Genomic DNA, 26,636 nt, shown 5'->3' on the forward strand with positions numbered 1-26,636 from the left:
ATAGAACAATCACCCAACCCAGAACCGCCCACACAGTCCAAACACCCCACCCATCGCTCGTAAACCGTTAAGTGGTCACCGACGCCACATCGAGCCATGACCGGGGACCCCGACGGTATGCTCTCGTGGGACGAATCGGTGTTCCGCGACGAGTCCGTCTTCGAAGTCGACTACGTCCCCGAGACGTTCAAACACCGCGAGAGCCAGCTGGAGAGTCTGAAGTACGCGCTCCGGCCCGCCGTCCGCGGCTCCCGCCCGCTCAACACCGTGATCCGCGGGCCGCCGGGGACGGGCAAGACCACCGCGGTCCAGAAGCTGTTCGGCGAACTCGGCGTCGAGGCGCCGAACGTCCGGACCGTCCGCGTGAACTGTCAGGTCGACTCGACGCGGTACGCGGTGTTCTCGCGGCTGTTCCAGAGCGTGTTCGACTACGAGCCGCCCTCCTCCGGCGTCTCCTTCAAGAAGCTGTTCGAGCAGGTGACCGACCGGCTCGTCGAGGAGGACGAGGTCCTCATCGTCGCGCTCGACGACGTGAACTACCTGTTCTACGAGAACGAGGCCTCCGACACGCTGTACTCCCTCCTGCGCGCCCACGAGACCCACACCGGCGCGCGGATCGGCGTCGTCGTGGTCTCCTCGGACCTCTCGCTGTCGGTGATGGACGAACTCGACTCCCGGGTCCAGAGCGTGTTCCGCCCCGAGGACATCTTCTTCCCGTCGTACGACGCCCCCGAGATCGTGGACATCCTCCGGGAGCGCGTCGAGCGCGGCTTCCACGACGGCGTACTCTCGGCGCCCGAACTCGACCGCGTCGCCGAGCTCACCGCCGAGAGCGGCGACCTCCGGGTCGGGATCGACCTGCTGCGCCGCGCCGGGCTCAACGCCGAGATGCGTGGCTCGCGAACGATCGAGGAGGAGGACATCGAGGAGGCCTACGAGCGCTCGAAGTACGTCCACCTCGCGCGCAGCCTCCGCGAGCTCTCCGACTCCGAGCGCGCGCTGGTCCGGGTCGTCGCCGAACACGGCGGCGAGCAGGCCGGCGACGTGTACGACGTGTTCCACGAGGAGACCGACCTCGGCTACACGCGCTACTCCGAGATCGTCAAGAAGCTCGAACAGCTCGGCGTGCTGGAGACCGAGTACGCCGATGTGGAGGGTCGCGGGCGCTCGCGCTCGCTCTCGCTGGCCTACGAGCCCGAGGCAGTGTTGGACCGGCTGGAGTCCGAGTAACCATAACCGATCGCGACCCGCGACGAGCGCCGACGGCTCTTTTTCCCCCCGAGTCGAACGCCGGCCCATGAAGCAGACCGGCGGTGGCGAGGACGCGAAGCGACGGGCGGGCGAGTCGGCGGCCGAGATCCCCGACGACGGCGACGTGGTCGGCCTCGGGACGGGCAGCACCGCCGCCCACGCGATCCGCGCGCTGGGCGAGCGCGTCGACGCCGGCCTCGACGTTCGCGGGATCCCCACCTCCTTCCAGTCGCGGGAGCTCGCCCGCGAGGTCGGGATCCCCCTGACGGATCTCGACGAGTCACTCCCGGACGTGGCGATCGACGGCGCCGACGAGGTCGCGGCCGACGGGGCGCTCGTCAAGGGCGGCGGCGCGGCCCACGCCCGGGAGAAACTGGTCGACAGCGCCGCCGAGCGGTTCGTCGTCGTCGCCGACCCGACCAAGGAGGCCGAGCGGCTCTCACACCCCGTCCCGGTCGAACTGCTACCGGACGCACGGGCGCCGGTCGCCGAGGCCGTCCGGTCGGCCGGCGGCGAGCCCGAACTCCGGGCGGCCGAGCGGAAGGACGGTCCCGTCGTCACCGACAACGGGAACCTCGTCCTCGACTGCGCGTTCGGCGAGATCGACGACCCGGACGCGCTCGCGCGGACGCTATCGACCGTCCCCGGGGTGGTCGAACACGGACTGTTCGTCGGGTTGGTGGACGAGGTACACGTCGGGAGCGACGACGGCGTCGAGATCACGTCGTACTGACGGCGACGCCGCTACGCGGTTAGGGGACGAAAAACGGAAAACTGGACGACTGCTTCCGGATTTAAAGGTCGCGCGGCTGGACCGTCTTCCGGTCGTTCTCCTCGGCTCGGCGAGCGGCGTCGTCGAGCAGCTCCTCGACTTCCTCGTCCAGGGCGTCGTAGAAGTCCGAAGCGACGTTCTTCTCATCGAGGTACTCCTTGACGGCGGCCTTGACGATAAGGTTGGACATATGCGTTCCCGACTACTCGACCCCTCTTAATAAGATTTCCCAAATCGACCGAAGGGACCGCGCCAAGGCCCGAAATCAGGACATTTAGGTGTGGCGGTCCGCCGCTCGATCGGCGGCGTCGCCCCGGCTCGACCGCGGCCGCGAGTCGGTACATACGACCGACACGAGCTGAACGAAACCCCGGAGTGACGCCCGGAACCGTTCGTTTCACGCCGACGGAGCGGGAATACCCATAAACCTATTGACCCGTGGGTGGCGTACCCACAATCGCCGGTACCGGTGGATACCGGACAACCGATGTCACGCTGTGACCACTGCGGGTCACACGTCTCCGAGCGCTTCGCCCGCGTGTTCGCTGACGAGGACGGCCGACTCGACGCCTGTCCCTCGTGTGCTGCGAACGCCGGCATCGCGGAGGTCGCCCGGGACCGGACCCGTACCGAAACCCACTGACGGGGTATCGCCACACGACCGCCACGTTCCCGGCGTGGTACGGCGCCGCGCCGGTCCCCGACCCACATCCCACTTTTGCCGCGTCGGACCGGACCGCTTAGGCCCCCCGCTGCACTGGAACGACCGTGCACTACGTCTACGTCCTCTCGTGTGCGGACGACACGCTGTACACGGGGTACACGACCGACGTAGCGCGGCGCGTCGCCGAACACGACGCCGGCGAGGGCGCGAAGTACACCCGCGGGCGGACGCCGGTCGAGGCCGTCCACGTCGAGTCGTTCGAGACGAAGTCGGCGGCGATGTCCCGCGAACACGAGATCAAACAGCTCTCCCGGGCCGAGAAGGAGCAGTTGGTCGAGTCGTCGGCGACGCCGGAACTGGAGTGACACGTCTCGGTCGGCGTGGCAGGCGGGCCGGTCCCTCTACCACTCGGGCTCGTCCTCGATGCCGATGAACTCCGGCGCGCGGCGGGCGTACGTGCCCACGCGGTAGCCGAGTTTGCAGGTCCGGGCGCGGAGGTCGTCGTCGACGAACGCGTAGGCGGCGTCGGCGCCGATCTCCTCCGGTTCGGGTTCCCGACGGCGCTCCGCGAACCGGCTGCTGGCGTTCCGCAGGCCGACCTGCGTGGGGAGCACCCAGCCGTGGACCCCGCGGACGGTGGTCCGCATGTCGTTGAGCGTGTCGGCGATCGTGCCGCCGCCGGCGGTGACCAGCAGCCCCACGACCGTCTCCTCATACTCGTCGAAGCTACAGTAGTCGTGGAAGTTCCGGAACGCCGCGGAGTAGGAGCTGTGGTAGACGGGGGTGCCGAGGAGCACGCCGTCGGCCTCGCGGACGCGCGCGAGGAGTTCCGCGGCGTCGCCCGCCTCGGCGGTGTCGCGGTCCGGGTCGTACAGGGGCAGGTCGACTGCGGCGAGGTCGATCAGGTCGGTCTCGACGCCGGCGGTCTCGGCGGCGTCCAGCGCGTATCGGAGGGCGGCCTTCGTGTAGCTCCCGTCGCGGAGGCTGCCGCTGACGGCGACGACTCGGGTCATGTGACGGCGTTTCAGCACACCGGCCCAAAAGGGGGTCGGAACGCCCCGGCGTGACGGGTCCCTTTTTCAGCCTCAGCCACGAATCCCGACCCATGACCGACCCCACCGACGCCATCCAGTTCGGCACCGACGGCTGGCGGGCCACCCTCGACACGTTCACCGACGACCGCGTCCGCATCGTCGCACAGGGCGTCGCCGACTACCTCCGCGAGACGGGCACCGACGCCCCGGTCGTCGTCGGCTACGACGCCCGCCCCTCCTCGCCGGGGTTCGCCGAGAGCGTCGCCGACGTGCTCACCGACAACGGGTTCGACGTGCTCCTGCCCGAGCGGGACGTCCCCACCCCGACCGCGGTGTGGAACGCCGTCGATCGCGGCTACGCCGGCGCCGTGATCCTCTCCGCCTCCCACAACCCCCCGGAGTACAACGGCATCAAGTACTTCCCCGGCGACGGCGCCCCGGCGATGCCCGAGGTCACCGACCGCATCGAGGCGAACCTCGGCGAACCAGAGGCGCTGCCCGAGAGCGAGCGCGGCGTCGTCGTCCGCGACGACCTGATCGGTCCCCACGCCGACGCCGTCGAGGAACTGGTGGCGTCCTACGGGTTCAGCACGGACGACGGGAGCGTCGACCTCTCGGGCCTCACCGTCGCCTACGACGCGATGCACGGCTCCGGCCGGGGGGTGACCGACGCGGTGCTCGAGGAGGCCGGCGCCGAGGTCCAGCGCCTGCGGTGTGACGAGGACCCCGAGTTCGGCGGGGGCGCGCCCGAGCCGGCCGAGTCGAACCTCCACGCGCTCGCCGACCACGTCGTCGACGGCGACGCGGACATCGGGATCGCGAACGACGGCGACGCCGACCGCATCGCGGTGATCACCCCCGCGGGCTACCTCGGCGAGAACCGCTTCTTCGCCGCGACGTACGACGCGCTGCTGGAGAAGGACTCGGGGCCGGCGGTCAGGACCGTCTCAACGACGTTCCTGATCGACCGCGTCGCCGAGGCCCACGGCGAACGCGTGATCGAGACCGCGGTCGGCTTCAAGTGGGTCGCCGACGCGATGGGCGAGCACGACGCGCTGATGGGCGGCGAGGAGTCCGGCGGCTTCTCGATCCGCGGGCACGTCCGGGAGAAAGACGGCGTCCTGATGGCGCTGCTGGCCTGCGCGATCGAGGCCGAGGAGCCGTACGACGAGCGCATCGAGCGCCTCGAAGCCGAGCACGGCGGCATCGTCGCCGACAAAGTCAGCCTCGACTGCCCCGACTCGGAGAAAGCACGCGTGCTCGATGACCTCGAAGACGAGATTCCCGACGCGGTGGCGGGAGTCCCCGTCGAGCGGACTGTCACCGTCGACGGCTTCAAACTCCTCTGCGAAGACGGCTCGTGGCTGCTCGTACGCCCCTCCGGTACAGAGCCCAAACTCCGAGTGTACGCGGAGGCGTCGACGGCCGCCCGGGTCGAGGCGGTGCTCGACGCCGGTCGCGAACTGGTCGCGCCGCTGATCTGACCGGCGCTACGCCGTTCGAACGCCCCAGAACCGGCCGCTCTCCTGCTCGACCTCGAAGCCGAGATCCTTCCAGAACCCCCGGACGCCGGCCCGGAAGTCCGCGGTGACCGTCCCGTCCTCGTCGGCGACCGCCGCCTCGACCAGCGCCGAGCCGATCCCCTCCCCCCGGCGCTTCCGCCGGACGGCGACCCCCTCGATGTGGCCGTCCCGGAGCACCAGCGCGCCGACGATCCAGTCGCCCGCCTCGGCCAGCAGCAGTTCGCCCTCGGGGGCGGCGTCCCGGACCGTCGAGCCGTCGATGTCGAGCAGGGCACCTTGGAGCACCCGCATCGCCGCGACCACGTCGTCGTCGGTGCCGCGCCGGAGCACCACGTCCTCGGGGAGGTCGACGCCCGCCGGCGTCGGCAGCGGCCGCCGGGCTTTCGGCTGCCGGTCGCCGTCGAGCAACTCAGCGCCCTCGTCAGGGACCGATTCCTCGCCGCCGCCGGCGGCGCTCGCCCCCGATCCGTCCGTCGTTCCCGAGTCGGCTGCGGGCCGGTCGTCACCCTCGGCACGCGGCGGGATGCGGTCGATCCCCGGCGGTTCGGACGGCTGCTCGGTCGCGTCCTCGGCGGTCGGTCCGTCGGCCGCGTCGTCGCTGGCGGTTCGGTCGTCCCCATTCCCCGCGTCCAGCGTCGCCGCGTGGTCGATCGCGTCGAGGATCTCGTCGATCCGGGGGCGGTCGGTCCGGGAGTCGCCCCGGTGGGCGTACGTCTCGATGGGGTCGCTGAATCGGAGATCGAGCAGGACCACCGCGGGCATCCGGCCGATCACGTCGTGAAGCTTGCCGAGCAGGCCGAACCGGGTGGGCTGCTCGTAGCGGTCGCCGAGTTCGGTATCGGGGTCGGCGACGACGGGGAACGGGAGGTGGTACTGTTTCTGCCACTCCGCTGCCGTCTCGCGGTCCTCGGGCAGCACCGAGACTATCTCGGCGTCGCGGGCCTCGAACTCGTCGTACCGCTTCTTCACGCGTCGGACCTGCTGGCGGCACTCGCTGCAGTAGAAGTCGCGGTGGAGGAGGAGCACGGCGAAATCCGCCTCGAGCTCCGCGAGCGAGAGCGGGTCGGGGCCGGGCCCGACGTTCGGCAACACGAACCCGCTGTTCATGGTCGGACGTGGAGCCGAGAGTACAAAACGCCGACGCCCGCGAATTCGGGGGACGGTCGGGACTCAGCCACCCGCGATCAGCCGGAGCACTCGGACGTGGTCGGCCTCGACGGGGGCGTCCTCCGGGACCGGCGAGTCGTCGACCAGCACGGTCACCTCGTGGGGGCTGTACCCCACCTCGTGAACCACGTCGGCGTAGTCGGCGTCGTCGGCGACGGTGACCGTGCGTTCGTCCTCGCCGACCAGTTCGACGGTTAGCTGCATGGGCGAAGGTGGACGGGCAGTGGGTTTGAGGGTTTCCTCCCGTGGGTCTCGGAGAGTCCGAATCGCCGGTCAGCGATCACTCGCGTAGCGATAGTAGCCGACCACGAGAGCGAGGAGAAGGAGCAGGAGTAGACTAAGCGGCCAACCGGCGGCGGTTCTCCCATCGTTCGCCTCACCGGTCTGAGGGGCCGCTTCAGTCGTGCCTGCGTCGGGAGCTGGCAGAGCCGTTGACAACGGCGTCACAGTCGGTGTCGCGGTAGTCGTCGGGGTCGGAGTCCCAGGTGCGGCCCGGGCTTCCGTCGAGGTCGACGTGGCTGTCTCTGCCGGTGTCGGCGTCGCAGTTTCCGTATCCGCCGGTGTCGATTCGTCCCCGCCGTTGTCACCGCCGGAGCCGCCGTCAGGCGCGGTATCGATCGGTGTCGCGCTCGGTGAGGGCGTTGGCGTTGCTGTCGGAGATGGGTCCGGTGTCGGTGTCGGGGTTGCGGTCGGTATCGGTGTCGGGGTTGCGGTCGGTATCGGTGTCGCGGTCGGTGTCGCAGTCGGTGTCGCGGTCGCGGTCGGTGTCGCAGTCGGTGTCGGCGTCGCGGTCGGGGAGGATGTCGGCGTCGGTGTGGGATCAGTTATCTGGAGCGTTCCGGTCGCTTCGCCGCCGCTGCTTTGGGGATTGATCTCTAGTGGGACGTCGTACGTGCCGGACGATGCGGGGTTCTGCACATCGTCGAAGGCCACGACGACCTCGTCGCCTTCGTACAGGGAGTACGAACCACCGAACCCGAACGTGAGAACGGTACCGTCTCCACTCGTTCCGACGCTACCGAGATCGTCGCTGGTGTTCACGTCGATCGCCGTCCCGGATTCGTCGTTGTTACGATCGATCCCGATCGTCAGTACGTCCTCAGTACCGACGTTGCTCACGTCCGAGTTCGCGTTACTCAGATTGATCTCGAGACCGTTCATCGAAGTACTTTGGGTCCCGACCGTGATCGTAACCTCGTACGTCGCGTTGGACGCGTCGACCTCGCTCGGATCTGCATCGATACTTGGGCCGGACGCGGCCATCACGATAGTTGCCCCCGCACTAACGAGAAGGAGGATAGCGAGCCCTGCCGCAAGCCGTGAATGACGTTCCCCGGTCATCGGAATCCCTCAGGGGATAGCTTCACCCGTAGCTACCCAACATATCTGAAATATCTCGAATGATACGGAAAATAATACTGGCCGTTCTCTGATAGTTTCGGGCCGAGAATGCCGTAGAACGGGTTGTGGGCCGTCTCTCCCGCCGGTTCCGCAGTCGCTGCACCCCTGGTGGCCACTACTCACGTAGACAGATCGCGGCGAACGGACGGATTTTCGACAGAGCCGAAGGGAGAAAGAGCCGTTCGGGGAGATACCGGCTGTTCTGCCGCGGAATCACCGGACATCCAGAACCGAGATCGCTCCGGTCCGTTTATGCCCCGCCCGGACCCCTCTCCATCCATGAGCGAGGCCGACGCCGAGGAGACGGGCCGGGAGATCTGGATCGAGAAGTACCGGCCCCAGACCCTCGACGACATCCACGGGCAGGAGGAGACCATCGAGCGCGTGAAGAGCTACGTCGAGGGCGGCGAACTCCCCCACATGCTGTTCACCGGACCGGCCGGGGTCGGGAAGACGACGACGGCGACCGCGATCGCCCGCGAGATCTACGGCGACGACTGGCGCGGGAACTTCCTCGAACTCAACGCCTCCGACGAGCGCGGGATCGACGTGGTCCGGGACCGCATCAAGAACTTCGCGCGCTCGGCGTTTGGCGGGGAGGACTACCGGATCATCTTCCTCGACGAGGCCGACTCCCTGACCTCGGACGCCCAGTCCGCCCTCCGTCGGACGATGGAGCAGTTCTCGGACAACACCCGCTTCATCCTCTCCTGTAACTACTCCTCGAAGATCATCGACCCGATCCAGTCGCGGTGTGCGGTGTTCCGCTTCTCCCCGCTCTCGGACGACGCCGTCGCCGGCCAGATCCGGGAGATCGCAGAGGCCGAGGAGATCGAGATCACCGACGAAGGCCTCGACGCGCTCGTCTACGCCGCCAACGGCGACATGCGCCGCGCGATCAACAACCTTCAGGCGGCGGCGACGACCGGCGACGTGGTCGACGAGGAGGCAGTGTACACCGTCACCGCGACCGCCCGTCCCGAGGAGGTCGAGGAGATGGTCGCCGCCGCCGTCGCCGGCGACTTCCCGAAGGCCCGCGCCACCCTCGATACCCTCCTCACCGACGTGGGGATGGCCGGCGGCGACATCGTCGACCAGCTCCACCGCTCGGCGTGGGAGTTCGACCTCGACGACCGCGCGGTCGTGCGGCTGCTCGAACGCCTCGGCGAGGCCGACTACCGGATCGCCGAGGGCGCGAACGAGCAGGTGCAGTTGGAGGCGCTACTGGCGGCGCTGTCGCTGGACGACGAGGAGTAGTCACCACGAGCGAACCGTGTGAGCGAGCGGCTCTTTTGGTCGAGCTTTTGCGAGGAGTGGTGGCGAGCGGAGCGAGCCACCCGACGAGTAAAAGGTCGAGGTCGCAGCTGGAGGCGCTACTGGCGGCGCTGTCGCTGGACGACGAGGAGTAGTCGCACAAAGAACTTGTAGCCCGGCCCGGGTTTCTCGGGCGTGACCCATCCCCGACGCCGTGTTCTCGCATCGACGGTCGCCCTCCTGACTGCGGGCTGTCTCTCCGGGACGGACCGAACGGCAACCGAAACAGACCGAACGACGGGGACCGACTCACCACCACCGACAGCGGAAACGGCGACGCCACAGCCGGGGGCACCAGCGTACCTTCCACCGGACGCGAAAGGGTGGGAACGAACCGACGCCGAGAGCGGTACGTACAGCCGGTTCGGAGCGAACGACGGGACTCGCGGATACTACGAACGCGACGGCACCGAGCTACAGGTGCTCGTGATGCGGTTCGACTCCCGGGACGGCGCCCGCGACCAAGCCCGGATTCAGTACTGTCAGGCTGGCTGGCCGGTTGTCCTCACGGACGGCCCGTTCATGATCGCCGCGGGCACCGGGACGCCATCCCTGACCGCGACGCCCGAACGCCCGCCGACGATGGAGGCGACGCCGACGGCCGACGCCGTCGAAACCACCATCGCACTCTTGGGACACTCCCCGAAACTCACGGAGGAAGACATCCGGGAGCACCGGTTCACGGACGCCGACTGCGAGTCCTGAACAGAACACCACACTGATCACTCGCGAGGCGACCCGACGAGGAACTAGTCGGTAGCGACCGCTGCGCTTATTCGCCGCGCTCCGAAACGGCGAGTCATGCAGCCGATCCACGCCCGCTACCCCTTCTTCGACGAGGCCCGCGAGGCCGTCGGGGAGCTGGGCGCCTCGGTGCCCGAACTGGCCGCGTCGGGCGACCCGGCCGTCGAGCGCGGCCGGGAGCGCGTCGAGCGCGCGCTGACCGAGGGGACCACCGCGCCCGCCGAGCCGGGGCGGTGGAGCGACGAGGCCGAACTGCTCTCCTACCCCGTCGCGCGCGTGCTCGTCTCCCTCCTGTCCGAGGAGAAAGCCGTCGAGAAGTACGCCGCTGCGGAGGCGTCGACGGCCGCGGCCCGCTTCGCCGAGGACGTGACCGGCGACGACGACGGCCTGCGCAGCACGACCGACGCCTCCGTGTCGCTTCCCCGAATCCTCCGAGAGTTCGAACTCGACGGCGCGGTCCGGGAGGAACGCCTCGCCGGCGCGGAGCGGAACCGCAGTGCGGGCGCGACCGACCGCGACTGGTACCGCGTCGGCGTCGAGCAGTACCTCCTGCTCACCGACGACTGGGGGGAGGAGTGGCGGCTGGTGAACCGCGAACTCGCCGACGGCGAGGTCCGGGTCCAGCGCGGCGAACTGTACGGCGCCGACGGCGAGGGGCTGCTCGTCGAGGCCGTCCGGCGCCGCGTGGCCGCGGGGCTGCCGTTCGACCTCGGCGACGACCGCCGGGACACGCTGGAGGACGCGCTCGCGGAGCCGCTGTCGGCGCTTCGGGACCTGCTCGGCGAGCGCGTGGCGGTCCGGGACATCGACGCCGTGGTACCGGAGCTGTTCCCGGACTGTCTCGACGAGCTACTGACCCGAGCCGAGAGCGAAGCGTTGGACGACACCGAGTCGTTCGCGCTCCTCTCCTTCCTCGCCGCGATCGGCCTCGACGCCGACGGGGCGGCGGCGTTCTGTGCCGACACGACGCTCGAGGAGGCGCAGGTCCGGTACGCGGTCGAGCGACTCGGGGAGAAACGCGGCGCGCAGTACCCGCCGCCGTCGTGTGAGACGCTCGAGTCGTACGGGATCTGTACGAACCAGAACGGCCACCGCGAGCGGGCGAACCACCCGCTCGTGCTGTACCGCGAGCGACTGCGGGAGACGCCGCCGGAGGAGCGCGTCGACTGGCGCGAGCGGGAGCCGGCTCAGTCCTGACTCGCGAAGTACAGCCCCAGCGCCCCCATGAGGAGGATGAAGCCGGTCAGAGAGCCGAGCATCGCGAGGCCGCCCGTGGCGGAGAGTCCTCCGTCGACGCCGAAGGTCGTGCCGACGACGACGAACGAGACGATGAACAGGGCGACGGCGGCGATCGAGAGCACGATCTTCCGCCCCATGCCCTCCTCGATATCCATACTCCGGAGTCGCCCGGGAGCACCCTAAAGCACTTCGATGCGGCTCAGTCGAGCGCGTCGGCCGCCTCGTCGACGGTGAGGGTGCCGTCGGCGACCGCCTGCAGCAGCTTCCGGACGCCCTCGTCCGGGTCGTCGTCCTCGCCGTCGGTGGTGGCGGTGCCGCGCTCGGTCGCCTCCTCGAGGGTGACCTTCTCGGTGTCACCGACGAGTTCGGCCATGTCGGTGCCGTCGGCGAGCGCGGTCTCCTTCTTCACGCGGTAGTTGCCGCCGTCGGTCGTGTAGCAGTCGCTCGGGTGGAAGAAGTACCAGTCCTCGCGGTCGAACCGCACGCCGATGCGGGGTTTGGCGCCGAAGTTCTGAGCGAAGTAGACGAGCGCCTGCACCTCCTCGCCGGTGAGGTAGATCGGGTCGCCCGCGGAGGACTTGGCCTCGATAGCGTAGAAGTTCTCGCCGTTGCCCGCGAGCACGTCCGGGAGCTCCCGCTGGGTCGCGCTCCCGCTGGCGGGCGCGCGCATGACGGCGAAGCCGGCGTCGTCGAGCCGGTTGACGAGCTCGCGCTCGCGCCGGTCGCCTTTCTTGTTCGTCGGCATTGGGTTTGAGTCGGGTACGAGGGGGCAAAAGGCGGTCGGTGAAAGGTGGGAGACGTGAGGGTATCGGGGAGTGCGTTCGACAGCAACCGCGGCGGCAACAGCATCTCGATGCTTGGCCACTTGCGGCCGCAGTGCGCCGGACAGAAAGCCCGGCGCAGTACCGAGTCCCCACCCCTCCCCCGCGGGCCGGCGACCGCTGCCGGCCCGCGGCGTCCACCGCCACCGCACCGCTGCGGCGGTTGGCGCGAAACGGTCGCGCCTCCGTGCGCGAGCGAGCGCGAGGGACGAGCGAGCATCGCGAGCGAGTCGGCTGGGGAGGTCCGAGGCCGTGCGGAGGCGGTGCGGTCGCAAGTGGTCTAGCCTCGAACTGCCGTTGCTGTTCGAGTCACCAGTCCGACCGCCATCAACGACGACGCCAAAACCACCGGAAAACGGCCCTCAGAACCGCGAATCTACGTCCCGTGCTGCCACGACGACATGTACTCGACCTGCTCGTCGGTCAGCCCGTCGTACTCGACGCCCTCGGCGGCGAGCTTGATCTCCGCGACTTCCTTGTCCAGTTCGTCCGGCACTTCGTGGACCCCAGCCTCGTACTCGTCGCCGTTCTCCACGATCTCCCGGACGCAGACCGCCTGAATCCCGAAGGACTGGTCCATAACCTCGACGGGGTGGCCCAGCCCGACGGGCGCGGCGAGGTTGACGAGTCGCCCCTCGGCGAGCACGTTCAGCCGGCGGCCGTCGGCCATCTCGAACGCTTCGACGCCGTCGCGGGCCTCGTAGCGGTCGACCGCGAGGTCGTCGAGGTCGTCGAGATTGATCTCCACGTCGAAGTGGCCCGCGTTGGCCAGCAGCACGCCGTCCTGCATCTTCTCGAAGTGCTCGCGGGTGATCACGTCCTTGTTCCCGGTGGTGGTGATGAACACGTCGCCCTCCTCGGCGGCCTCGGCCATCGGCAGCACGTCGTACCCCTCCATGTGCGCTTCCAGCGCCTTGCGCGGCTCGACCTCACAGACGACGACGTTGGCGTCCTGCCCGGCCGCCTTCGAGGCCACGCCCTTGCCGCAGTAGCCGTAGCCGGCGACGACGACCGTCTTGCCGGCCCACGAGAGGTTCGTGGTCATCGCGATCGCCGACAGCGCCGACTCGCCCGTCCCGTGGACGTTGTCGAACAGGCGCTTCATCGGCGTGTCGTTGACCGCGAACATCGGGTAGTTCAGCTCCCCGTCCTCGTCCATCGCGCGCAGGCGGTGGACGCCGGTGGTCGTCTCCTCGGCGCCGCCGACGATGGAGTCGATCAGCTCGGGGTGCTCCTGGTGGATGCGGAACACCATGTCCGCGCCGTCGTCGACCGTGATCGTCGGCTCGTGGTCGATGACGGACTCGATGGCGGCGTAGTACTCCTCGTCGTCGACGCCGCGAACGGCGTAGGAGGTGACGTTGTCGACGGCGTCCAGCGCGACGCTCACGTCGTCGTGGGTCGAGAGGGGGTTGCAGCCGGTGACCGCGACCTCGGCGCCGCCGAGGGCGAGCGTCTCGACGAGGATCGCCGTCTTGGCCTCGACGTGCATCGCCATCCCGATCGTCTCTCCCGTCAGGGGTTTCTCGGCCTCGAAATCCTCCCGGATCGACTGGAGGATGGGCATGTGCTGGAGCGCCCAGTCCATCTTCCGGCGGCCCTCCTCGCGGAGCGCCTCGGGGTTGTCGACGTGCGCGGTGACGCGCTCGTAGGAACTCATGGCTGTAGGTTCTGGGAGGGAGCGCAAAACGGTGTCGAAGGTCCGGCACGGTGACGGGCAACCGTGCCGGTCGAAAGGTCAGTTCGCGGCGGCAGTCGGCCGGAGGAACACCATCGCGACCCCCGCCAGCACCGCCAACACGGCTCCGATCGCGAAGGAGGCCGACCAGCCGATCACGAGCACCAGCCCGCTCGCGACCGTCCCGCCGAGCACGCCGCCGAATAGCTTCCCGGTGTACAGCGCCGCGTAGTTCTCCGAGGAGTAGGTCCGGCCGTAGTAGTCGGCGACGATGTTGGGAAACACCGCGAACACCGGCGCACGGAACAGCGCGGCGGCGCCGATCAGCACGACGAAGCCCGCCCCGAAGCCGGCCTCCCCGGCGGCGACGGCGCCCGCGAGCGCCACCCCACAGAGCACGAGCGAGACAGTGACCGTGCGCCGGCGGCCGAACCGGTCCGAGAGGCTCCCGCCGACCACCGTCCCGCCGGCTTCCGAGAGCGCGACCGCCGACGCCGCCGCGGTGCCGGCCGCCGCCGGCAGCGACAGCGCCGACGCGAAGGAGACGACCTTGCCGATGACCATCAGCCCGACGCCGTTGACGGCGACGAAGACCAGATACAGCAGCCAGAACTGCCACGTCCGGACCGCGCCGCGCCACCCGACTGCGTTTTCGTCCGTGGCGTCGACCCCGGCCTCCGCGTCGAACGCCGTCGACGGTGGATCGCGAAGCACGGCTGCCGCCACGAGCGCGGCGCCGCCGACCGCCGCCGCGAACACCAGCAGCGTCCGCTCGAACTGGGCGGCCACGCCGCCCCGAAGCGCCGGAATCAGGAGGAAGCTGAGGCCGGGGAAGGACATGCCGACGATCCCCGTAGCGAGCCCGCGACGGTCGGTGAACCACTTCACCGGCGTGTTGACCGCGACGGTGTAGACGGCGCTGACGCCCACACCGCCCAGCGCGTAGCCGAGGTAGGCCGCCGGCAGCGAGCGCGCGACCGCGAGGGCCGCGAGGCCGCCGGTCAGACAGATCGCTCCCGCCACCAGCGGGGGTCGCGGGCCGTAGCGGTCGCGAACCCAGCCCGCGGGGAACTGCCCGAGCGTCTGGAAGACGACGAACAGCGTGAACACGGTGCCGAGCGCCGACTCCGGCGCCCCCAGCCGGCTCCCGAGCGGGAGTCGGATCGACGACCAGCCGAACTGGTAGATCCCCGCGGCACCCATCGCCAGGGCCGCGGCGACGACCAACTCCCATCCCGAGAACCGAAGGTCGGTACGGTCCATTCCGCCGGCTACGCCACCCGGTCGGCCAGCGCCTCGGCCTGCTCCTCGGCGCGTTCTTTCACCGCCTCGGCGTCCAGCGTCTGAATCTCCCGGTCTTCCATCAGCACCTCGCCGTCACAGACGGTGTGCCGCACGTCCTGCCCGCTCGTCGCGTACGCGAGGTGGCTCACCAGATCGTGCTCGGGCGTCAGGTGCGCCGCGTCGAGATCGACGACCGCGAGATCCGCGTTCGCGCCCGCCTCGATCCGGCCGGAGTCGAAGCCGAGCGCCGCCGCCGACCCCTCGGTCGCCATCCGGACCGCCGCGCTCGCCGGGACCGCCGCGGCGTCGTCGGCGCCGAGCTTCCCGAGCATCGCGGCGTCGCGGATCTCGTCGAACATGTCGAGGTCGTTGTTCGAGGCGGCGCCGTCGGTGCCGAGGCCGACCGTGACGCCCGCGTCGAGCATTTCGGCGACGGGAGCGATCCCGGACGCGAGCTTGGCGTTCGAGGCCGGGCAGTGGACCGCGACGGCCTCGGAGTCGGCGAGGAGTTCGATCTCCTCGTCGTCGACGTGGACGCAGTGAGCGAGGAAGTCGCCGTCCGCGAGCAGGCCCACGTCCTCGGCGTACGCAAGCGGGCGAACGCCGCGCTCGTCGACGATCGGCGCGACCTCGTCCTCGGTCTCGTTGGCGTGGATGTGGACCGGGAGGTCGGCCTCGCGGGCGCGCTCGACGGCCTCTCGGAGGAGTTCCTCGTTCACCGTCGTCAGCGAGTGGGGCATCACCGCCGTCGAGATCCGGCCGCCGGCGAGGCCGTCGTACTGCTCGGCGAAGTTGACGCTCTTCTCCATGTCCTCGCGGGCGCCCTCCTCGGATTTGCCGACGGAGACGAAGCCGTGGCCGAGCATCGCGCGCAGGCCAGAGCTCTCGACGACGCCGGCGACGTGAGGCTCCTCGAAGTACATGTCGACGAAGCCGGTCGTCCCGGTGCGGATCATCTCGACCGCGGCGAGTTCGGTGCCGACGCGGATGTCCTCGGCGGTGAGTTCGCCCTCCGCGGGCCAGATGTCCTCCTGCAGCCACGCGTCGAGGGGCTTGTCGTCGGCGTACCCCCGGAGCAGCGTCATCGGGGCGTGGCCGTGGGCGTTGACGAGGCCGGGGACGACGAGGCCGCCGCCGGCGTCGAGCGTCTCCTCCGCCGTAGCGTCGATCTCGTCGGGGGCGGCGACGCGGTCGATGTCGCCCGTCGACTGGTCGATCAGCACGTCGGCCTCGGCGATCGAGTGGTCGGGGCGGAGCACGCGGCCGTTCGCGATACGGAGCGTATTCATGCCCGGGAGTGGCGGGGCCGGGGGCGTTAAGCCGTCGTTCCTCGACGCCGACGACAGCCGCGTGCTACACCGGCGCCGAGCCGATCAGCGCGATCAGACTGAACAGGATCGCGCCGAGGATGACGCTCACCGTGAAGTGGATGACGACGACGCCCGCGAGCAGCCGGCGGTTCAGGCCGTGGATGTAGCGGAAGGCGACGGCGTCGACGGCCAGCGCGGCGAGGAGGCCGAGCAGCGGCGAGAACTCGAACGTCGCCACGAGGAACGCGATCGCCGCGACCGGCGGCCCCACGATCGCGTGCGGGGAGAGCGACACGTCGCCGAGCAGGTTGCGGGCGGCGATGAAGGCGGTCAGCGAGAGGAAGGCGGCGAACAGCAGCCACGTCGCGATCACCGAGAGGGTCGTCGCCTGCAGCGTGGCCGGCTGGGAAACGGCGACCAAGGAGAGCACGCTGTCAGTCCAGCAGGCCGAGTTCGTCGAGCCGTTCGGTGATCACGTCGACGGCCTCGGCGGCGTCTGCCGGCTCCTTCCCGCCGGTGATGACGAGCTTGCCGGAGCCGAACAGCAGCGCGACCACGTCCGGCTCCTCCAGCCGGTAGACCAGCCCCGGGAACTGCTCGGGCTCGTACTCGATGCTCTCCAGCCCGAGGCCGATGGCGATAGCGTTGAGGTTCAGGCTCTCGCCGAGGTCGGCGCTGGTGACGATGTTCTGGACGGTGATCTCCGGGTCGTCCTCGATCGGGATGCTCAGCTCCCGCAGTTTGTCGAAGACGATGTGGAGGCTCTCGTGGACGTCGTCGGTCGACTTCGCACCGGTGCAGACGATCTTGCCCGAACGGAAGATCAGCGCGGCGGATTTGGGGTCCTGCGTGCGGTAGACCAGCCCCGGGAACTGCTCGGGGTCGTAGTCGGCGCCCTCCAGATCCATGGCGACACTCTGGAGATCGAGCTCTTGGCCGATGCCCGTCGAGGCAACGACGTTCTCGATGGTGATCGTCTCCTTGGGGTCGGTCATCGCTTTAAGGGTCGGCGGAGAGGTTTAAATAGGTTGGTGGGTCAGACGTGCCGGAACCCCCAGCAGGGGCGCCCACGGCGGAACGCCAGCCTCTTTCCGGCTCCCGACCCACCCTCGGGCGTGTACTGTCTCGAACTCGCCGGCGAGGACGACGCGTTCGCGGCCCGCGAGGCCGAAGCCGCCGCGGCGGGCGTCGAACTGCTCGCGCCCGGCCTCGCCCGTGCGGGCCACGTCGACCGCGACCGCCTCCGCGGGCTGGCGTACACGCACGCCGCCGACGAGCTGGTGGCCCGGACCGAGGCGAGCGTCGACGCCGCCGCGGTCGCGCTCGAGGCCGCCGGGATCGACCGCGAGGGGACGGTCGCGGTGCGCGCCCGCGACGTGCGCGGACTCACGGGCGTGAGTACCGCGGCCGCGGAGCGCCGACTCGGCGGCGTGCTCGTCGACCGCGGGTTCGAGGTGGATCTCGACGATCCGGACCACGAACTGCGGGCGCTGTTCTCCGCCGAGGACGGGCTGGCAGACCCGGACAGCGACGCCGCGGCCGCCGAGCAGGGGCAGATTCCCGCCAACGAAGGGGTCTGCGTGCTCGGCTGGCTCGACTGCGAGTCCGAGCGCGACTTCGGCGAGCGCCAGCCCACGGATCGGCCGTTCTTCCAGCCCGGGAGCATGGCACCGATGGACGCCCGGGCGCTCGCGAACATCGCCGGCGCGGCGTCGGGGCGGCGGATTCTGGACCCCATGTGCGGCACGGGCGGGCTGTTGATCGAGGCCGGCCTCGTCGGCGCCGATCTGGTGGGAACCGACGCGCAGTGGAAGATGGTCCGCGGGACGGCGAAGAACCTCGACGCGCTGGTCGAGGGCGTCGATTCGGCGGTCGCCCGGGCGGACGCGACCGCGCTCCCGCTGCGGGAGGGCGCCGTCGACGGCGTGGCGTTCGACGCGCCGTACGGCCGGCAGTCGAAGATCGCGACGCATCGCTTGGAGGACCTCGTGGCGGGGGCGCTATCGGAGGCGGCGCGGGTGAGCACGGCCGATGCGACCTGCGTGCTGATGGCCGATCGTGACTGGCGCGAGGCGGTTTCGGCGACGGCGTGGCGGGTCACGGATCGCTTCGAGCGACGGGTCCATCGCTCGCTGACTCGGCACGTCCACGTTCTGGAGAAGCGGCCGGACGATCGATAGCGAGGAGTCCGTTTTCGGGCTGCTCGGACAGTGACTGCGACAGAAGGTCGATCGCCGGTAGGTGAGACAGCGACCGCAACAGCATCTCGTTCGTAGACCACTTGTGACCGCAGCGTGCCGGACACGAGGTCCGGCACAGCGCCGAGTCCCCACCCCTCCCCCCGCCGGCGCCGACCGGTGGCGCCGGCGAGGCGTCCACCGCGACCGCACCGCGGCCGGCGGTGGCGCGCGACGTAAGCGCCTCCGTGCGCGAACGAGCGCGCGAGGGACGAGTGACTGAGCGACAGCGAAGGAACGAGTCGGCTGGGGAGGTCTGTGGGCTGTGCGGGGCGGTGCGGTCACAAGTGGCCAAGCTCACTCCGCGGTCCTGTTCGGAGTTGGGACACCGAGATACGCGGTACGCCCACCGTCGAAAACAGCGAACTCCGTGGTCCTGTTCGCAACCCCACCTCGACAAGCGACTAAACAGAGAAGCCAAACAGCCTATTCCCCGGTATCCACCGCAACCACCGTCTCCCCCGCCGTCACGTCCTCGCCCTCCTTCACACGCAAATCCGCGAACTCCACCCGTTCGGGCAGCAGCACGTCGACGCGGCTGCCGAAACTGATGTGGCCGACCTTCTCCCCCCGCTCGACCGACTCGCCCTCCTCGACGTACGGGTGAATCCGGCGGGCGAACCAGCCCGCGATCAGCGAGAGTTCGTACTCCCCGCAGTCGATCTCGACGCGCTCGTTCCGCTCGGACTCCTTGGAGAACGCCGGCTTGTTCGCTCCGGCGCGGTGGGTGACCGACTCGACGGCGCCGTCGGCGGGCGCTCGGTTCACGTGCACGTCGGTGACGTTCATGAACACGCCCACGCGGATGCGGCCCTCCTCCTCGCGGATCACCGAGACGCTGCCGTCGGCGGGCGCGACGAACCCCGACTCGGGCGGTTCGCGCTCGGGGTCGCGGTGAAACAGGATCGCCGCCACCCCCAGTGCGGCCAGCGTGAGGCCGATCGGCCCCGACAGCGGCGTCAGCACGATGCCGGCGAAAAGCGGCGGGAGCCCGTACCGGAGTGCGCCGGGTGCAAGCGACGGGCCGGGAAGCTCCATCAGGCCTCCCCCCGCAGGTGATTACGGCCCGCGGCCCACGAACTCAGCAGGTGGGTGAGGTGGATCGTGTCGTCGCTCCCCTCGATCAGGTCGGCGTCGGCCTCGCCCGCGAGCCGGTAGAGCCGCGCGAGTTTCTCGCCGGAGTACTCGCTGCGGGCGACCCGCAGCAGCTCCTGTAACAGTTCCTCGCCGTCGTACCCCTCGTCGAGCAGGTCGTCGACGGTCGAGCGCGCCGTCGAGAAGTCGCCCTCCGCGGCCGCAGAGAGCGCCGACGCGAGTTCGTCGTCGTGGCCCACCTCGTCCAGCACCTCGTAGGCCGCCTGCATCGTCACCTCCTCGTGCTGGGCGGCGGCCGTCTGGGCGCCGAGCACGGCTTTCCGCAGGTCGCCGTCGGCGTAGCCCGCGACGAACTCCAGCCCGTCGTCGTCGTACTCGACGTCCTCGGCGTCGAGGATCTCGGCGAGCACGCTCTCGATCTCGTCGTGGCTCGGCGCCCTGACGGGGACCGGGAAACACCGCGAGCGGATCGGCGCGATCAGCTTCGAGGGCTGGCGGGTGGCGATCACGAACTGCGTGGTGCGGTGGTGCTGCTCCATCACCCGACGCAGCGCCTGCTGGAAGTCCTCGCGGATCGCCTCGGCGTTGTCCAGCAGGACCGTCTTGAACTCCCCCGAGACCGGCGCGTAGCTCGCGGATTCTTTGAGCACGCGGTTGATCATGTCTCGCTTTGCCATCCGGCTCCGCCCTTCGAGGAACTGCGCGAACCGGGGGTCCTCGCGGATCTCCTTCTTCGTCCGGTCGAAGAAGTCCGCGACGTTGATCTCCACGAGGTCGTTCTCGTAGTCCTCGTGCGCCTCGCGGGCCAGCGCCCGGACGGCGGCGGTCTTGCCGGCGCCCGGCGGCCCCTGCACGACGAGGTTCATCGGCTCGTCGACGGCTCGCTCGAGGCGCTCGCGGGCCTCCGCCTGCGGCAGGTCCGCGATCGCGGGCGCGTGGCGCTCGGTCCAGAGCGGCTCGTCCATCGGCTCGGGATAGCCCGTCGGGGGGTAAGAACTCCCCGGTCCGGGCGACACTTTTGCCGTCGCTATCGACGAGAACGCTCGAAGAAGTGCAAAACCGCGCGGTCGCAGTAGTTAGAAGACGGGGCCGGCGAGGGCGGACGACTCGGTGCCGTTCGCCGTCGGCGTCCCGTCGTCGCCGGACTGCTCGACGGCGACCTCGAGTTCACCCTCGGCCTCGCCGCGTTCGGCCGCGAGTTCGAGTTCCTCGGCGTCGGTGGGCACGGCCACGACGATGGTGCCGTTCTCGCCCGTCTCGCCGATCTCCTCGCCGTTTGCGGTCACGACGGCGCCGGTGACGGCGCTGCCGTTCTGGGTGACCGTCACGGTCACGTTCTCGCCGGCGGTCGCGTTGCCGTCGAGGGAGAGTTCGAGGGGCTGTTCTGCCTCGTCGTCGTCAGTCTCGTTCTCCTCGGCCTCCTCAGGTCGGTCGTCTTTCTCCTCGATCTCGACCTGGTCGCCCGTGCCGGACTCGCCCACGACCGGCTTGAGGATGTACTTCCCGGAGTTGCCCGCCTTGAACACGGTGATGTCGAACACGAAGTCGACCGCCTCGCCGTTACCGACGGTGAACTCCTTCTTGAGCTGGAGCTTGTTGCTCGGCAGCTTCACGTTCGTCGAGGTGCCGTCGTTCAGCGTGCCGTTGATCGCGGCGATGTGGACGAACGTCTTGTCGTAGGTGCCGTTCTGGACCGCGAGGGTCCCGAGCTTCGAGGCGTTTGCGCCCTGAAGCTCGGTCAGATCGACGGTGACGTTGTTCACGTCCTTCTCGACCCACGCGCTCTCGTTCTCGCCGCCGTCGTCGACACGGTGGACGCCGACCTTCTCGATGGTGACGTTGAGGTGGTCGAAGTCGGCGATGGCGTTGCGCTCGTCGCTGACGTAGAAGTCGAGGCTCGCGCTCGTCTCGGTCGTCGCTGTCGCCGTCTCCGTCGTCGCCTCCGTCTCGGCCTCCTCGTCCTCGTCCTCGTCGTCACGGTCGCCCTGCTTCGCGGCGGGGCGCTCCTCGATCTCCTGATCGGGGCCGGACTCGCTCGCGACCGGCTGGATGTTGTAGCTGCCCGACTGGCCGCGCTTCACGACGGTGATGTCGAACACGAAGTCGATCTCCTCGCCGTTACCGACGGTGAACTCCTCGTTGAGGTGGAGCTTGCTGCTCGGCAGCTTCACGTTGGTCGAGGAGCCGTCCGTCAGCGTGCCGTTCACGTCGCTGATGTGGACGAACACCTTGTCGTAGGTGCCGTTGGGCGCGTCGATCTGCCCGACGACCGTGGCGTTGTTGCCCTGTAGCTCGGTCAGGTCGACGGTGACGTTGTCGACGTCCTGCGTGACCCAGCCGTCGTCCTCGGCGTCGATCTCCTCGGTCTCGGAGACCTCAGTCTCTGAAACCTCGGTTTCCGACTCCTCGGCGTCGCCCTCGGAGTCGTCGACGCGGTGGGCCGCGATCTGAGTCACCGTGACGTTGAGGTGCTCGAAGTCGTCTATCGCGTTGTTCTGGTCGCTGATGTACATGTTGACCGTCCCCTCCCCACTACCGTCGCTCCCGCCCGGAGCGACGCCGGAGCCACACCCCGCGAGGAGGAGCATGGCCGCGGCGAGAACCGTCGCTACAGTCTGGCGTTTCATCGTGCTCCACCCTACTCGCTCGAGCGGGATAACCCCCAGTAGCGTTTCAGCCGGATGGGGGCCGTTTCAGTCGAATAAAGCCCGCGAGACCGGCGGGAACCGGCCGGCTGAGGCGTTCGCCGAGTCGACAGCGGTAAACCGCCGCCCGAACCACCCACAGCCATGACTCTCCGGACGACGTTCCTCGGCACCAGCGGGGCGGTGCCGACGACGCGGCGGGCCCCGAGCGCGGTGATGGTGAACCGCGAGGGCGAACGGTTCCTCTTCGACTGCGGCGAGGGGACCCAGCGGCAGATGATGCGGTTCAACACCGGGTTCGACGTGGAGCACGTGCTGCTCACGCATCTCCACGGCGACCACATCCTCGGGCTGCCCGGTCTGCTCCAGACGTGGGACTTCCAGGACCGCACGGGCGCACTGGCGATCCACGCCCCGCCCGGCTCGCGCCGGCAGATACGTGACCTGATCGGCGCCGGCGGGCACGACACCGGGTTCCCGGTCCGGATCCACGAGGTCGCGCCCGGCAACGTCGCCATCGACGGCGACGCGTTCGAGATCCGCGCGTTCGAGACCGAACACCGCACCACTTCGCAGGGGTACGCGCTGATCGAGGACGACCGGAAGGGGCGGTTCATGCGCGAGAAAGCCGAGGAAGAACTGGATATCCCGCCCGGCCCGGCCTACGGCAAGCTTCACGAGGGGGAGACGGTCGAACTCGACGACGGCCGCGTCATCGAGCCTGAGCAGGTCGTCGGCGACCCCCGACCCGGCCGCTCGCTGGTGTACACCGGCGACACTCGGCCCGTCGAGTCGACCGTCGAAGTCGCCGACGAGCCGGACCTGCTGATCCACGACGCGACGTTCGACGACGAGATGGCCGGCCGCGCGCGCTCGACCGGCCACGCGACCGCTCGCGAGGCCGGCGAGATCGCCCAGCGCGCCGGCGCGAAGCGGCTGGCGCTGACCCACATCTCCTCGCGGTATCCGGGTGACGCCTCGGGCCACGAACGCGAGGCCGGCGCGTCGTTCGACGGGGACTGTTTCGTCGCCGAGGACGGGCGGACGATCGAGATCCCGTTCCCCGATGGGGAGTAGGCACGGCGGACGAACAGCCACCCCGGCGTCGGATATTTAGCCGGCAAGCGCCAACCGCGGCTGTGAACGCCCCGAGCCCCACCGACGGGCCGGTGTTCGGCGTCGACATCCAGAGCGGCGACGTCCGCGGCGACGCGCCGACCTACGCCCTCGTGATCCTCCGCCCCGACGACGGCGACGAGGGGGAGGCCGGCGTCGAGCGCGACGCCGTCTCGCGCCGGAAGCTCCGCCGCCTGATCGAGGAGGCGGAGCCGACCCGGCTGGCCGTCGACAACATGTACGAACTCGCGGCCGACAAGAACGCCCTCGTGGGCTTTCTCCGGTCGCTCCCCGCCGGCACCGATCTCGTGCAGGTGACGGGCGCGAACCGCCCCGAACCGCTCTCGCGGGTCGCCCAGCGCTACGGCGTCCCCTACGCGAAGAAGCCGATGAAGGAGGCCGAGGCGGCCGCGCGGCTGGCCCACCGTAACGTCGGCCAGCGCGTGACCGCCTTCGGCGACACGACCACCGTCAAGGTCTCCCGCGGCCGCTCGGCTGGCGGCGGCGGGGGGTGGAGCGAGGACCGCTTCACCCGCCGGATCCACGGCAACGTCCGGAAGGCCGCCCGCGAGGTGGAGTCCGATCTCGACGACGCGAACCTCGAGTACGAGAAGGAGGTGACCGAGAAGTACGGCGGCCTCTCGAACGCGGTCTTCACCGTCGAGGCCCGCCCCGAGGACATCCCCGTCTCGAACACGCGGAACGGCGACGTGCGGATCGAGATCGAGCGCGAGCGCCGCGACGGCATCGAGTTCGAACCGCTCGTGAAGCGGCGGGACCACGTGGTCGTCGGGATCGACCCCGGCACGACCACCGCCGCGGCCGTGGTGGGGCTTGACGGCACCGTCCACGACCTCTTCTCCTCGCGGACGAGCGACACCGCCGAACTCACCGAGTGGCTGATCGAGCGCGGCCGGCCGATGCTCGTGGCAGCGGACGTGACGCCGATGCCCGAGACCGTCGAGAAGTTCCGCCGGAGCTTCGACGCGGCGGGCTGGACGCCCGAGTCCGACCTGCCGGTCGACGAGAAGCTCCACCGTACCCGCGATCACGCCTACGAGAACGACCACGAGCGGGACGCGCTCGCGGCGGCGCTGTTCGCCGTCGACGACCACGCCGACCAGTTCGAGCGCATCGCCGCGAAGGTGCCCCCGAAGCTCGACCGCGAGGCGGTGATCGCCCGGGTCGTCTCCGGCGAGGAGTCCGTGGAAGCGGTCGTCCGGGAGCTGACCGACGACGGCGCCGACGAGGAAGACGAGCAGGAACACGAGGAGCGCGAACTCACCGAGGAGGAGCGGCGCATCCGCGACCTCGAAGCGCAGGTGGGCCGGCTCAAGGAGCACACCGAGGAGCTTGAAGAAGAGCTCGAGGAGAAGGAAAACGAGATCAGAGAGTACGAGCGCGAGCTCAGCGACGCCCGCAAGAAAGAACGGCGCGAGGCTCGCGAGCGCCGCGAGGTGAACCGGCTCGAACGCCGCGCCGAGCGCCTCGAACGCGAGCGCGACGAGGCGATCGCGGAGAACGAGGAGCTTCACGAGAAGCTCGCCCGGCTGAAGACGCTCTGGAAGCTGGACCACTCGGACTTCAGCGACGTGGCAGGCGACCGCGACCTCGTCGCGGTGAAGACGATCCCGCAGTTCACCCGCGACGCGATCGACCGCGCCGACGAGGAGTTCGGTCTCGCGGCCGGCGACGTGATCTACCTCCGGGACGCAAGCGGCGCCGGCACGTCGACGGCCGAGCGGCTCGCCGAGACCGAGCCACGGCTGGTGCTCAAAAACGGAAACCTCTCGGAGGAGGCCGACGCGGTGCTGTTCGACCACGAGATCCCCGTGGCGCCGGCCGACCCCGTGACGATACAGGAGGTGGACGAACTGGCCGTGGCCCGCGAAAGCGAGGTCGAAGAGGCGATCGACGACTGGGAGGACCGCGCCGAGGAGCGTCGGCGCGAGCAGACCGAGAGCATGATGGATCGCGTGATCTCCGAGCACCGCGCCGACGAGCGGCTGGGTGGGGAAGGCGCGTAGGCGTCACCGTTCGCCTCGTTCACACAGTTCCAGAAAGCCTAACCCCGCTCCCGGGGCAGTTCGGGTATGGACGCACACGACCTGATCACCCGCAACGCCGCGGAGGTCGTCACCGAGGACGAGGTCGAGGAGCTGGCAGCCGATCCCGAAGGGAAGCGCGCCTACGTCGGCTACGAGCCCTCCGGCGTGCTCCACATCGGGCACATGCTGGGCGCGAACAAGCTGATCGACCTGCAGGAGGCGGGGATGGAGGTCGTGATCCTGCTCGCGGACGTCCACGCCTACCTCAACGGAAAGGGGACGTTCGCAGAGATCCGTGACACCGCCGAGCGGATGCAGGAGCAGTTCGTCGCCTACGGGCTCGACGAGGAGAAGACCGAGTTCCGACTGGGCTCGGAGTTCCAGTTCGACGAGGAGTACGTGCTCGACCTCCACGCGCTCGAACTGGAGACGACGCTCTCCCGCGCCGAGCGAGCGATGAGCGAGATCGGCTCCGGCGACTCCGTGACCGTCTCGCAGGCGGTGTACCCGCTGATGCAGGCGCTGGACATCGAGTACCTCGACATCGACCTCGCTGTCGGCGGAATGGAGCAGCGGAAAGTGCACATGCTCGCCCGCGACACGCTGCCCAGCGTCGACTACGAGTCACCGACCTGCCTGCACACGCCGCTGATCTCCGAACTCTCCACGGGAATCGGGAAGATGTCCAGCAGTTCGGGCGTCACCATCTCCATGGAGGACTCCACGGAGGACATCGAGGAGAAGGTCAACGGCGCGTTCTGCCCGGCGGGCGAGGTCGACCCGGACCCGACCGACGACGGCGAGGAGCGCAACAACCCCGTGTTGGAAATCTTCGAGTACCACGTGTTCCCGCGGTTCGACGAGGTGGTCGTCGAGCGCCCAGAGGAGTACGGCGGCGATCTGGAGTACGACAGCTACGAGGAGCTGGAGGCCGACTTCGCGTCGGGCGAACTCCACCCCGCCGACGCCAAGCCGACGCTGGCGCGCTACCTCGACGAACTGATCGAGCCGGGGCGGGCGAAGCTCCGAGAGCAGCGTAACTGACGCCGCTTTCTCGCCTTAGACCATTCCGAACTGCCGCATCACGTTCCCGACGAGCGCGCGGACCACCAGCCCCAGCCCCGCGAGGACGAACGCGAGGCCGGCGGCGACGATCGGCGCCCGCCACGCGACGAGTGCGATCCCGGCGAGGACGAGGAGGATACCGGCGATACCGCCGACACCGAGTCGGTCGTACATACGTAACGCTGCGAAGGGTGCGGTGAAAACGCCGGCGGTCCTGCGTTTCACGAC

28 protein-coding genes are annotated in these 26,636 nt (G+C 69.4%); 12 read left to right on the plus strand and 16 right to left on the minus strand.

Annotated elements, in window-relative coordinates; genetic code table 11:
* Window positions 1–96 precede the first annotated feature (96 nt).
* Complete coding sequence (locus ACYQZ5_RS13180; RefSeq protein ID WP_379732715.1) at window positions 97–1,230, plus strand: ORC1-type DNA replication protein; 1,134 nt, start codon at window positions 97–99, stop codon at window positions 1,228–1,230.
* Between the two features lie 67 nt (window positions 1,231–1,297).
* Window positions 1,298–1,984, plus strand: a complete 687-nt coding sequence (rpiA, locus tag ACYQZ5_RS13185) for a ribose-5-phosphate isomerase RpiA (RefSeq protein ID WP_459846444.1) — start codon at window positions 1,298–1,300, stop codon at window positions 1,982–1,984.
* Between the two features lie 61 nt (window positions 1,985–2,045).
* Here rpiA and ACYQZ5_RS13190 read toward each other — a convergent pair whose 3' ends face one another.
* Window positions 2,046–2,213, minus strand: coding sequence for a DUF1931 family protein (locus ACYQZ5_RS13190; protein WP_053946871.1), 168 nt, complete (start codon window positions 2,211–2,213; stop codon window positions 2,046–2,048).
* Window positions 2,214–2,510: 297 nt separating this feature from the next.
* On the opposite strand from ACYQZ5_RS13190, the gene ACYQZ5_RS13195 reads away from it, so the two are divergent.
* Complete coding sequence (locus ACYQZ5_RS13195) at window positions 2,511–2,666, plus strand: DUF7563 family protein (RefSeq protein ID WP_379732081.1); 156 nt, start codon at window positions 2,511–2,513, stop codon at window positions 2,664–2,666.
* A gap of 125 nt (window positions 2,667–2,791) precedes the next feature.
* Complete coding sequence (locus tag ACYQZ5_RS13200) at window positions 2,792–3,052, plus strand: GIY-YIG nuclease family protein (protein ID WP_379732082.1); 261 nt, start codon at window positions 2,792–2,794, stop codon at window positions 3,050–3,052.
* 36 nt (window positions 3,053–3,088) lie between these two features.
* Here the strand turns inward: ACYQZ5_RS13200 and ACYQZ5_RS13205 are convergent, their stop codons facing one another.
* The gene (locus ACYQZ5_RS13205) at window positions 3,089–3,700 is read right to left on the minus strand and encodes an NADPH-dependent FMN reductase (RefSeq protein ID WP_459846446.1); all 612 of its coding nucleotides are present in this window, start codon (window positions 3,698–3,700) and stop codon (window positions 3,089–3,091) included.
* Window positions 3,701–3,792: 92 nt separating this feature from the next.
* On the opposite strand from ACYQZ5_RS13205, the gene ACYQZ5_RS13210 reads away from it, so the two are divergent.
* Window positions 3,793–5,205, plus strand: a complete 1,413-nt coding sequence (locus tag ACYQZ5_RS13210) for a phosphoglucomutase/phosphomannomutase family protein (protein WP_379732084.1) — start codon at window positions 3,793–3,795, stop codon at window positions 5,203–5,205.
* Between the two features lie 6 nt (window positions 5,206–5,211).
* Here the strand turns inward: ACYQZ5_RS13210 and ACYQZ5_RS13215 are convergent, their stop codons facing one another.
* From ACYQZ5_RS13215 to ACYQZ5_RS13225, 3 genes are all read right to left on the minus strand, one after another.
* A complete protein-coding gene (locus ACYQZ5_RS13215) occupies window positions 5,212–6,351 on the minus strand; it encodes a GNAT family N-acetyltransferase (protein WP_459846448.1) in 1,140 nt (379 codons plus the stop codon).
* 63 nt (window positions 6,352–6,414) lie between these two features.
* Window positions 6,415–6,615 (minus strand): ubiquitin-like small modifier protein SAMP2, encoded by a 201-nt coding sequence (gene samp2 / locus ACYQZ5_RS13220; RefSeq protein ID WP_379731958.1) that lies wholly within the window; start codon window positions 6,613–6,615, stop codon window positions 6,415–6,417.
* A gap of 69 nt (window positions 6,616–6,684) precedes the next feature.
* Complete coding sequence (locus ACYQZ5_RS13225; RefSeq protein ID WP_379731959.1) at window positions 6,685–7,674, minus strand: hypothetical protein; 990 nt, start codon at window positions 7,672–7,674, stop codon at window positions 6,685–6,687.
* A 417-nt stretch (window positions 7,675–8,091) separates the two neighbouring features.
* Between ACYQZ5_RS13225 and ACYQZ5_RS13230 the strand changes: the two genes are divergently transcribed.
* The 3 genes from ACYQZ5_RS13230 to ACYQZ5_RS13240 all read left to right on the plus strand — a co-directional run bounded on the left by ACYQZ5_RS13230 (window position 8,092) and on the right by ACYQZ5_RS13240 (window position 11,067).
* A complete protein-coding gene (locus ACYQZ5_RS13230) occupies window positions 8,092–9,069 on the plus strand; it encodes a replication factor C small subunit (protein WP_379731960.1) in 978 nt (325 codons plus the stop codon).
* Between the two features lie 486 nt (window positions 9,070–9,555).
* A complete protein-coding gene (locus ACYQZ5_RS13235; protein ID WP_379731961.1) occupies window positions 9,556–9,831 on the plus strand; it encodes a hypothetical protein in 276 nt (91 codons plus the stop codon).
* A gap of 96 nt (window positions 9,832–9,927) precedes the next feature.
* Window positions 9,928–11,067, plus strand: a complete 1,140-nt coding sequence (locus ACYQZ5_RS13240; protein WP_379818825.1) for a DNA primase — start codon at window positions 9,928–9,930, stop codon at window positions 11,065–11,067.
* Here ACYQZ5_RS13240 and ACYQZ5_RS13245 read toward each other — a convergent pair.
* The 7 genes from ACYQZ5_RS13245 to ACYQZ5_RS13275 form a co-directional block, all read right to left on the minus strand.
* Window positions 11,058–11,264: a DUF7472 family protein gene (locus ACYQZ5_RS13245; RefSeq protein ID WP_379732776.1), complete on the minus strand. Its 207-nt coding sequence runs from the start codon at window positions 11,262–11,264 to the stop codon at window positions 11,058–11,060. The genes ACYQZ5_RS13240 and ACYQZ5_RS13245 overlap by 10 nt on opposite strands.
* Before the next feature lie 44 nt (window positions 11,265–11,308).
* Window positions 11,309–11,854 carry a Holliday junction resolvase Hjc gene (gene hjc / locus ACYQZ5_RS13250; RefSeq protein WP_379732774.1) on the minus strand — a complete coding sequence of 182 codons (546 nt, stop codon included), beginning with the start codon at window positions 11,852–11,854 and terminating at the stop codon, window positions 11,309–11,311.
* A 452-nt stretch (window positions 11,855–12,306) separates the two neighbouring features.
* Window positions 12,307–13,590: an adenosylhomocysteinase gene (locus ACYQZ5_RS13255; protein ID WP_379732618.1), complete on the minus strand. Its 1,284-nt coding sequence runs from the start codon at window positions 13,588–13,590 to the stop codon at window positions 12,307–12,309.
* A gap of 78 nt (window positions 13,591–13,668) precedes the next feature.
* Window positions 13,669–14,871: an MFS transporter gene (locus ACYQZ5_RS13260; RefSeq protein ID WP_459846453.1), complete on the minus strand. Its 1,203-nt coding sequence runs from the start codon at window positions 14,869–14,871 to the stop codon at window positions 13,669–13,671.
* Between the two features lie 8 nt (window positions 14,872–14,879).
* A complete protein-coding gene (locus ACYQZ5_RS13265; RefSeq protein ID WP_379818932.1) occupies window positions 14,880–16,181 on the minus strand; it encodes an amidohydrolase in 1,302 nt (433 codons plus the stop codon).
* A 64-nt stretch (window positions 16,182–16,245) separates the two neighbouring features.
* The gene (locus ACYQZ5_RS13270; RefSeq protein ID WP_379732392.1) at window positions 16,246–16,632 is read right to left on the minus strand and encodes a DUF7473 family protein; all 387 of its coding nucleotides are present in this window, start codon (window positions 16,630–16,632) and stop codon (window positions 16,246–16,248) included.
* Window positions 16,633–16,636: 4 nt separating this feature from the next.
* Window positions 16,637–17,197, minus strand: coding sequence for a TATA-box-binding protein (locus ACYQZ5_RS13275; RefSeq protein ID WP_379732391.1), 561 nt, complete (start codon window positions 17,195–17,197; stop codon window positions 16,637–16,639).
* 120 nt (window positions 17,198–17,317) lie between these two features.
* Between ACYQZ5_RS13275 and ACYQZ5_RS13280 the strand changes: the two genes are divergently transcribed.
* Window positions 17,318–18,382 (plus strand): TIGR01177 family methyltransferase, encoded by a 1,065-nt coding sequence (locus ACYQZ5_RS13280; protein WP_459846456.1) that lies wholly within the window; start codon window positions 17,318–17,320, stop codon window positions 18,380–18,382.
* Window positions 18,383–18,865: 483 nt separating this feature from the next.
* On the opposite strand, the gene ACYQZ5_RS13285 is transcribed toward ACYQZ5_RS13280, so the two are convergent.
* The 3 genes from ACYQZ5_RS13285 to ACYQZ5_RS13295 all read right to left on the minus strand — a co-directional run bounded on the left by ACYQZ5_RS13285 (window position 18,866) and on the right by ACYQZ5_RS13295 (window position 22,161).
* Window positions 18,866–19,477: a protein sorting system archaetidylserine decarboxylase gene (locus ACYQZ5_RS13285; RefSeq protein ID WP_379731903.1), complete on the minus strand. Its 612-nt coding sequence runs from the start codon at window positions 19,475–19,477 to the stop codon at window positions 18,866–18,868.
* Entirely contained in the window at window positions 19,477–20,499 is a 1,023-nt protein-coding gene (locus ACYQZ5_RS13290) for an AAA family ATPase (protein WP_379818579.1), read from the minus strand. Before ACYQZ5_RS13290 ends, ACYQZ5_RS13285 begins: the two co-directional genes overlap by 1 nt.
* 111 nt (window positions 20,500–20,610) lie before the next feature.
* A complete protein-coding gene (locus tag ACYQZ5_RS13295; RefSeq protein ID WP_379731906.1) occupies window positions 20,611–22,161 on the minus strand; it encodes a DUF4382 domain-containing protein in 1,551 nt (516 codons plus the stop codon).
* Window positions 22,162–22,323: 162 nt separating this feature from the next.
* Here ACYQZ5_RS13295 and rnz point away from each other — a divergent pair, with 162 nt between their 5' ends.
* The 3 genes from rnz (at window position 22,324) to ACYQZ5_RS13310 (ending at window position 26,387) form a co-directional block, all read left to right on the plus strand.
* Window positions 22,324–23,256 (plus strand): ribonuclease Z, encoded by a 933-nt coding sequence (gene rnz / locus ACYQZ5_RS13300; RefSeq protein WP_459846458.1) that lies wholly within the window; start codon window positions 22,324–22,326, stop codon window positions 23,254–23,256.
* A 62-nt stretch (window positions 23,257–23,318) separates the two neighbouring features.
* Complete coding sequence (locus tag ACYQZ5_RS13305; protein ID WP_459846460.1) at window positions 23,319–25,322, plus strand: DUF460 domain-containing protein; 2,004 nt, start codon at window positions 23,319–23,321, stop codon at window positions 25,320–25,322.
* Window positions 25,323–25,388: 66 nt separating this feature from the next.
* Entirely contained in the window at window positions 25,389–26,387 is a 999-nt protein-coding gene (locus ACYQZ5_RS13310) for a tyrosine--tRNA ligase (protein ID WP_379731287.1), read from the plus strand.
* Window positions 26,388–26,402: 15 nt separating this feature from the next.
* Here the strand turns inward: ACYQZ5_RS13310 and ACYQZ5_RS13315 are convergent, their stop codons facing one another.
* Window positions 26,403–26,582 (minus strand): DUF7470 family protein, encoded by a 180-nt coding sequence (locus tag ACYQZ5_RS13315; RefSeq protein ID WP_379731288.1) that lies wholly within the window; start codon window positions 26,580–26,582, stop codon window positions 26,403–26,405.
* Window positions 26,583–26,636 lie beyond the last annotated feature (54 nt).

Source organism: Halolamina salina (assembly GCF_054653455.1).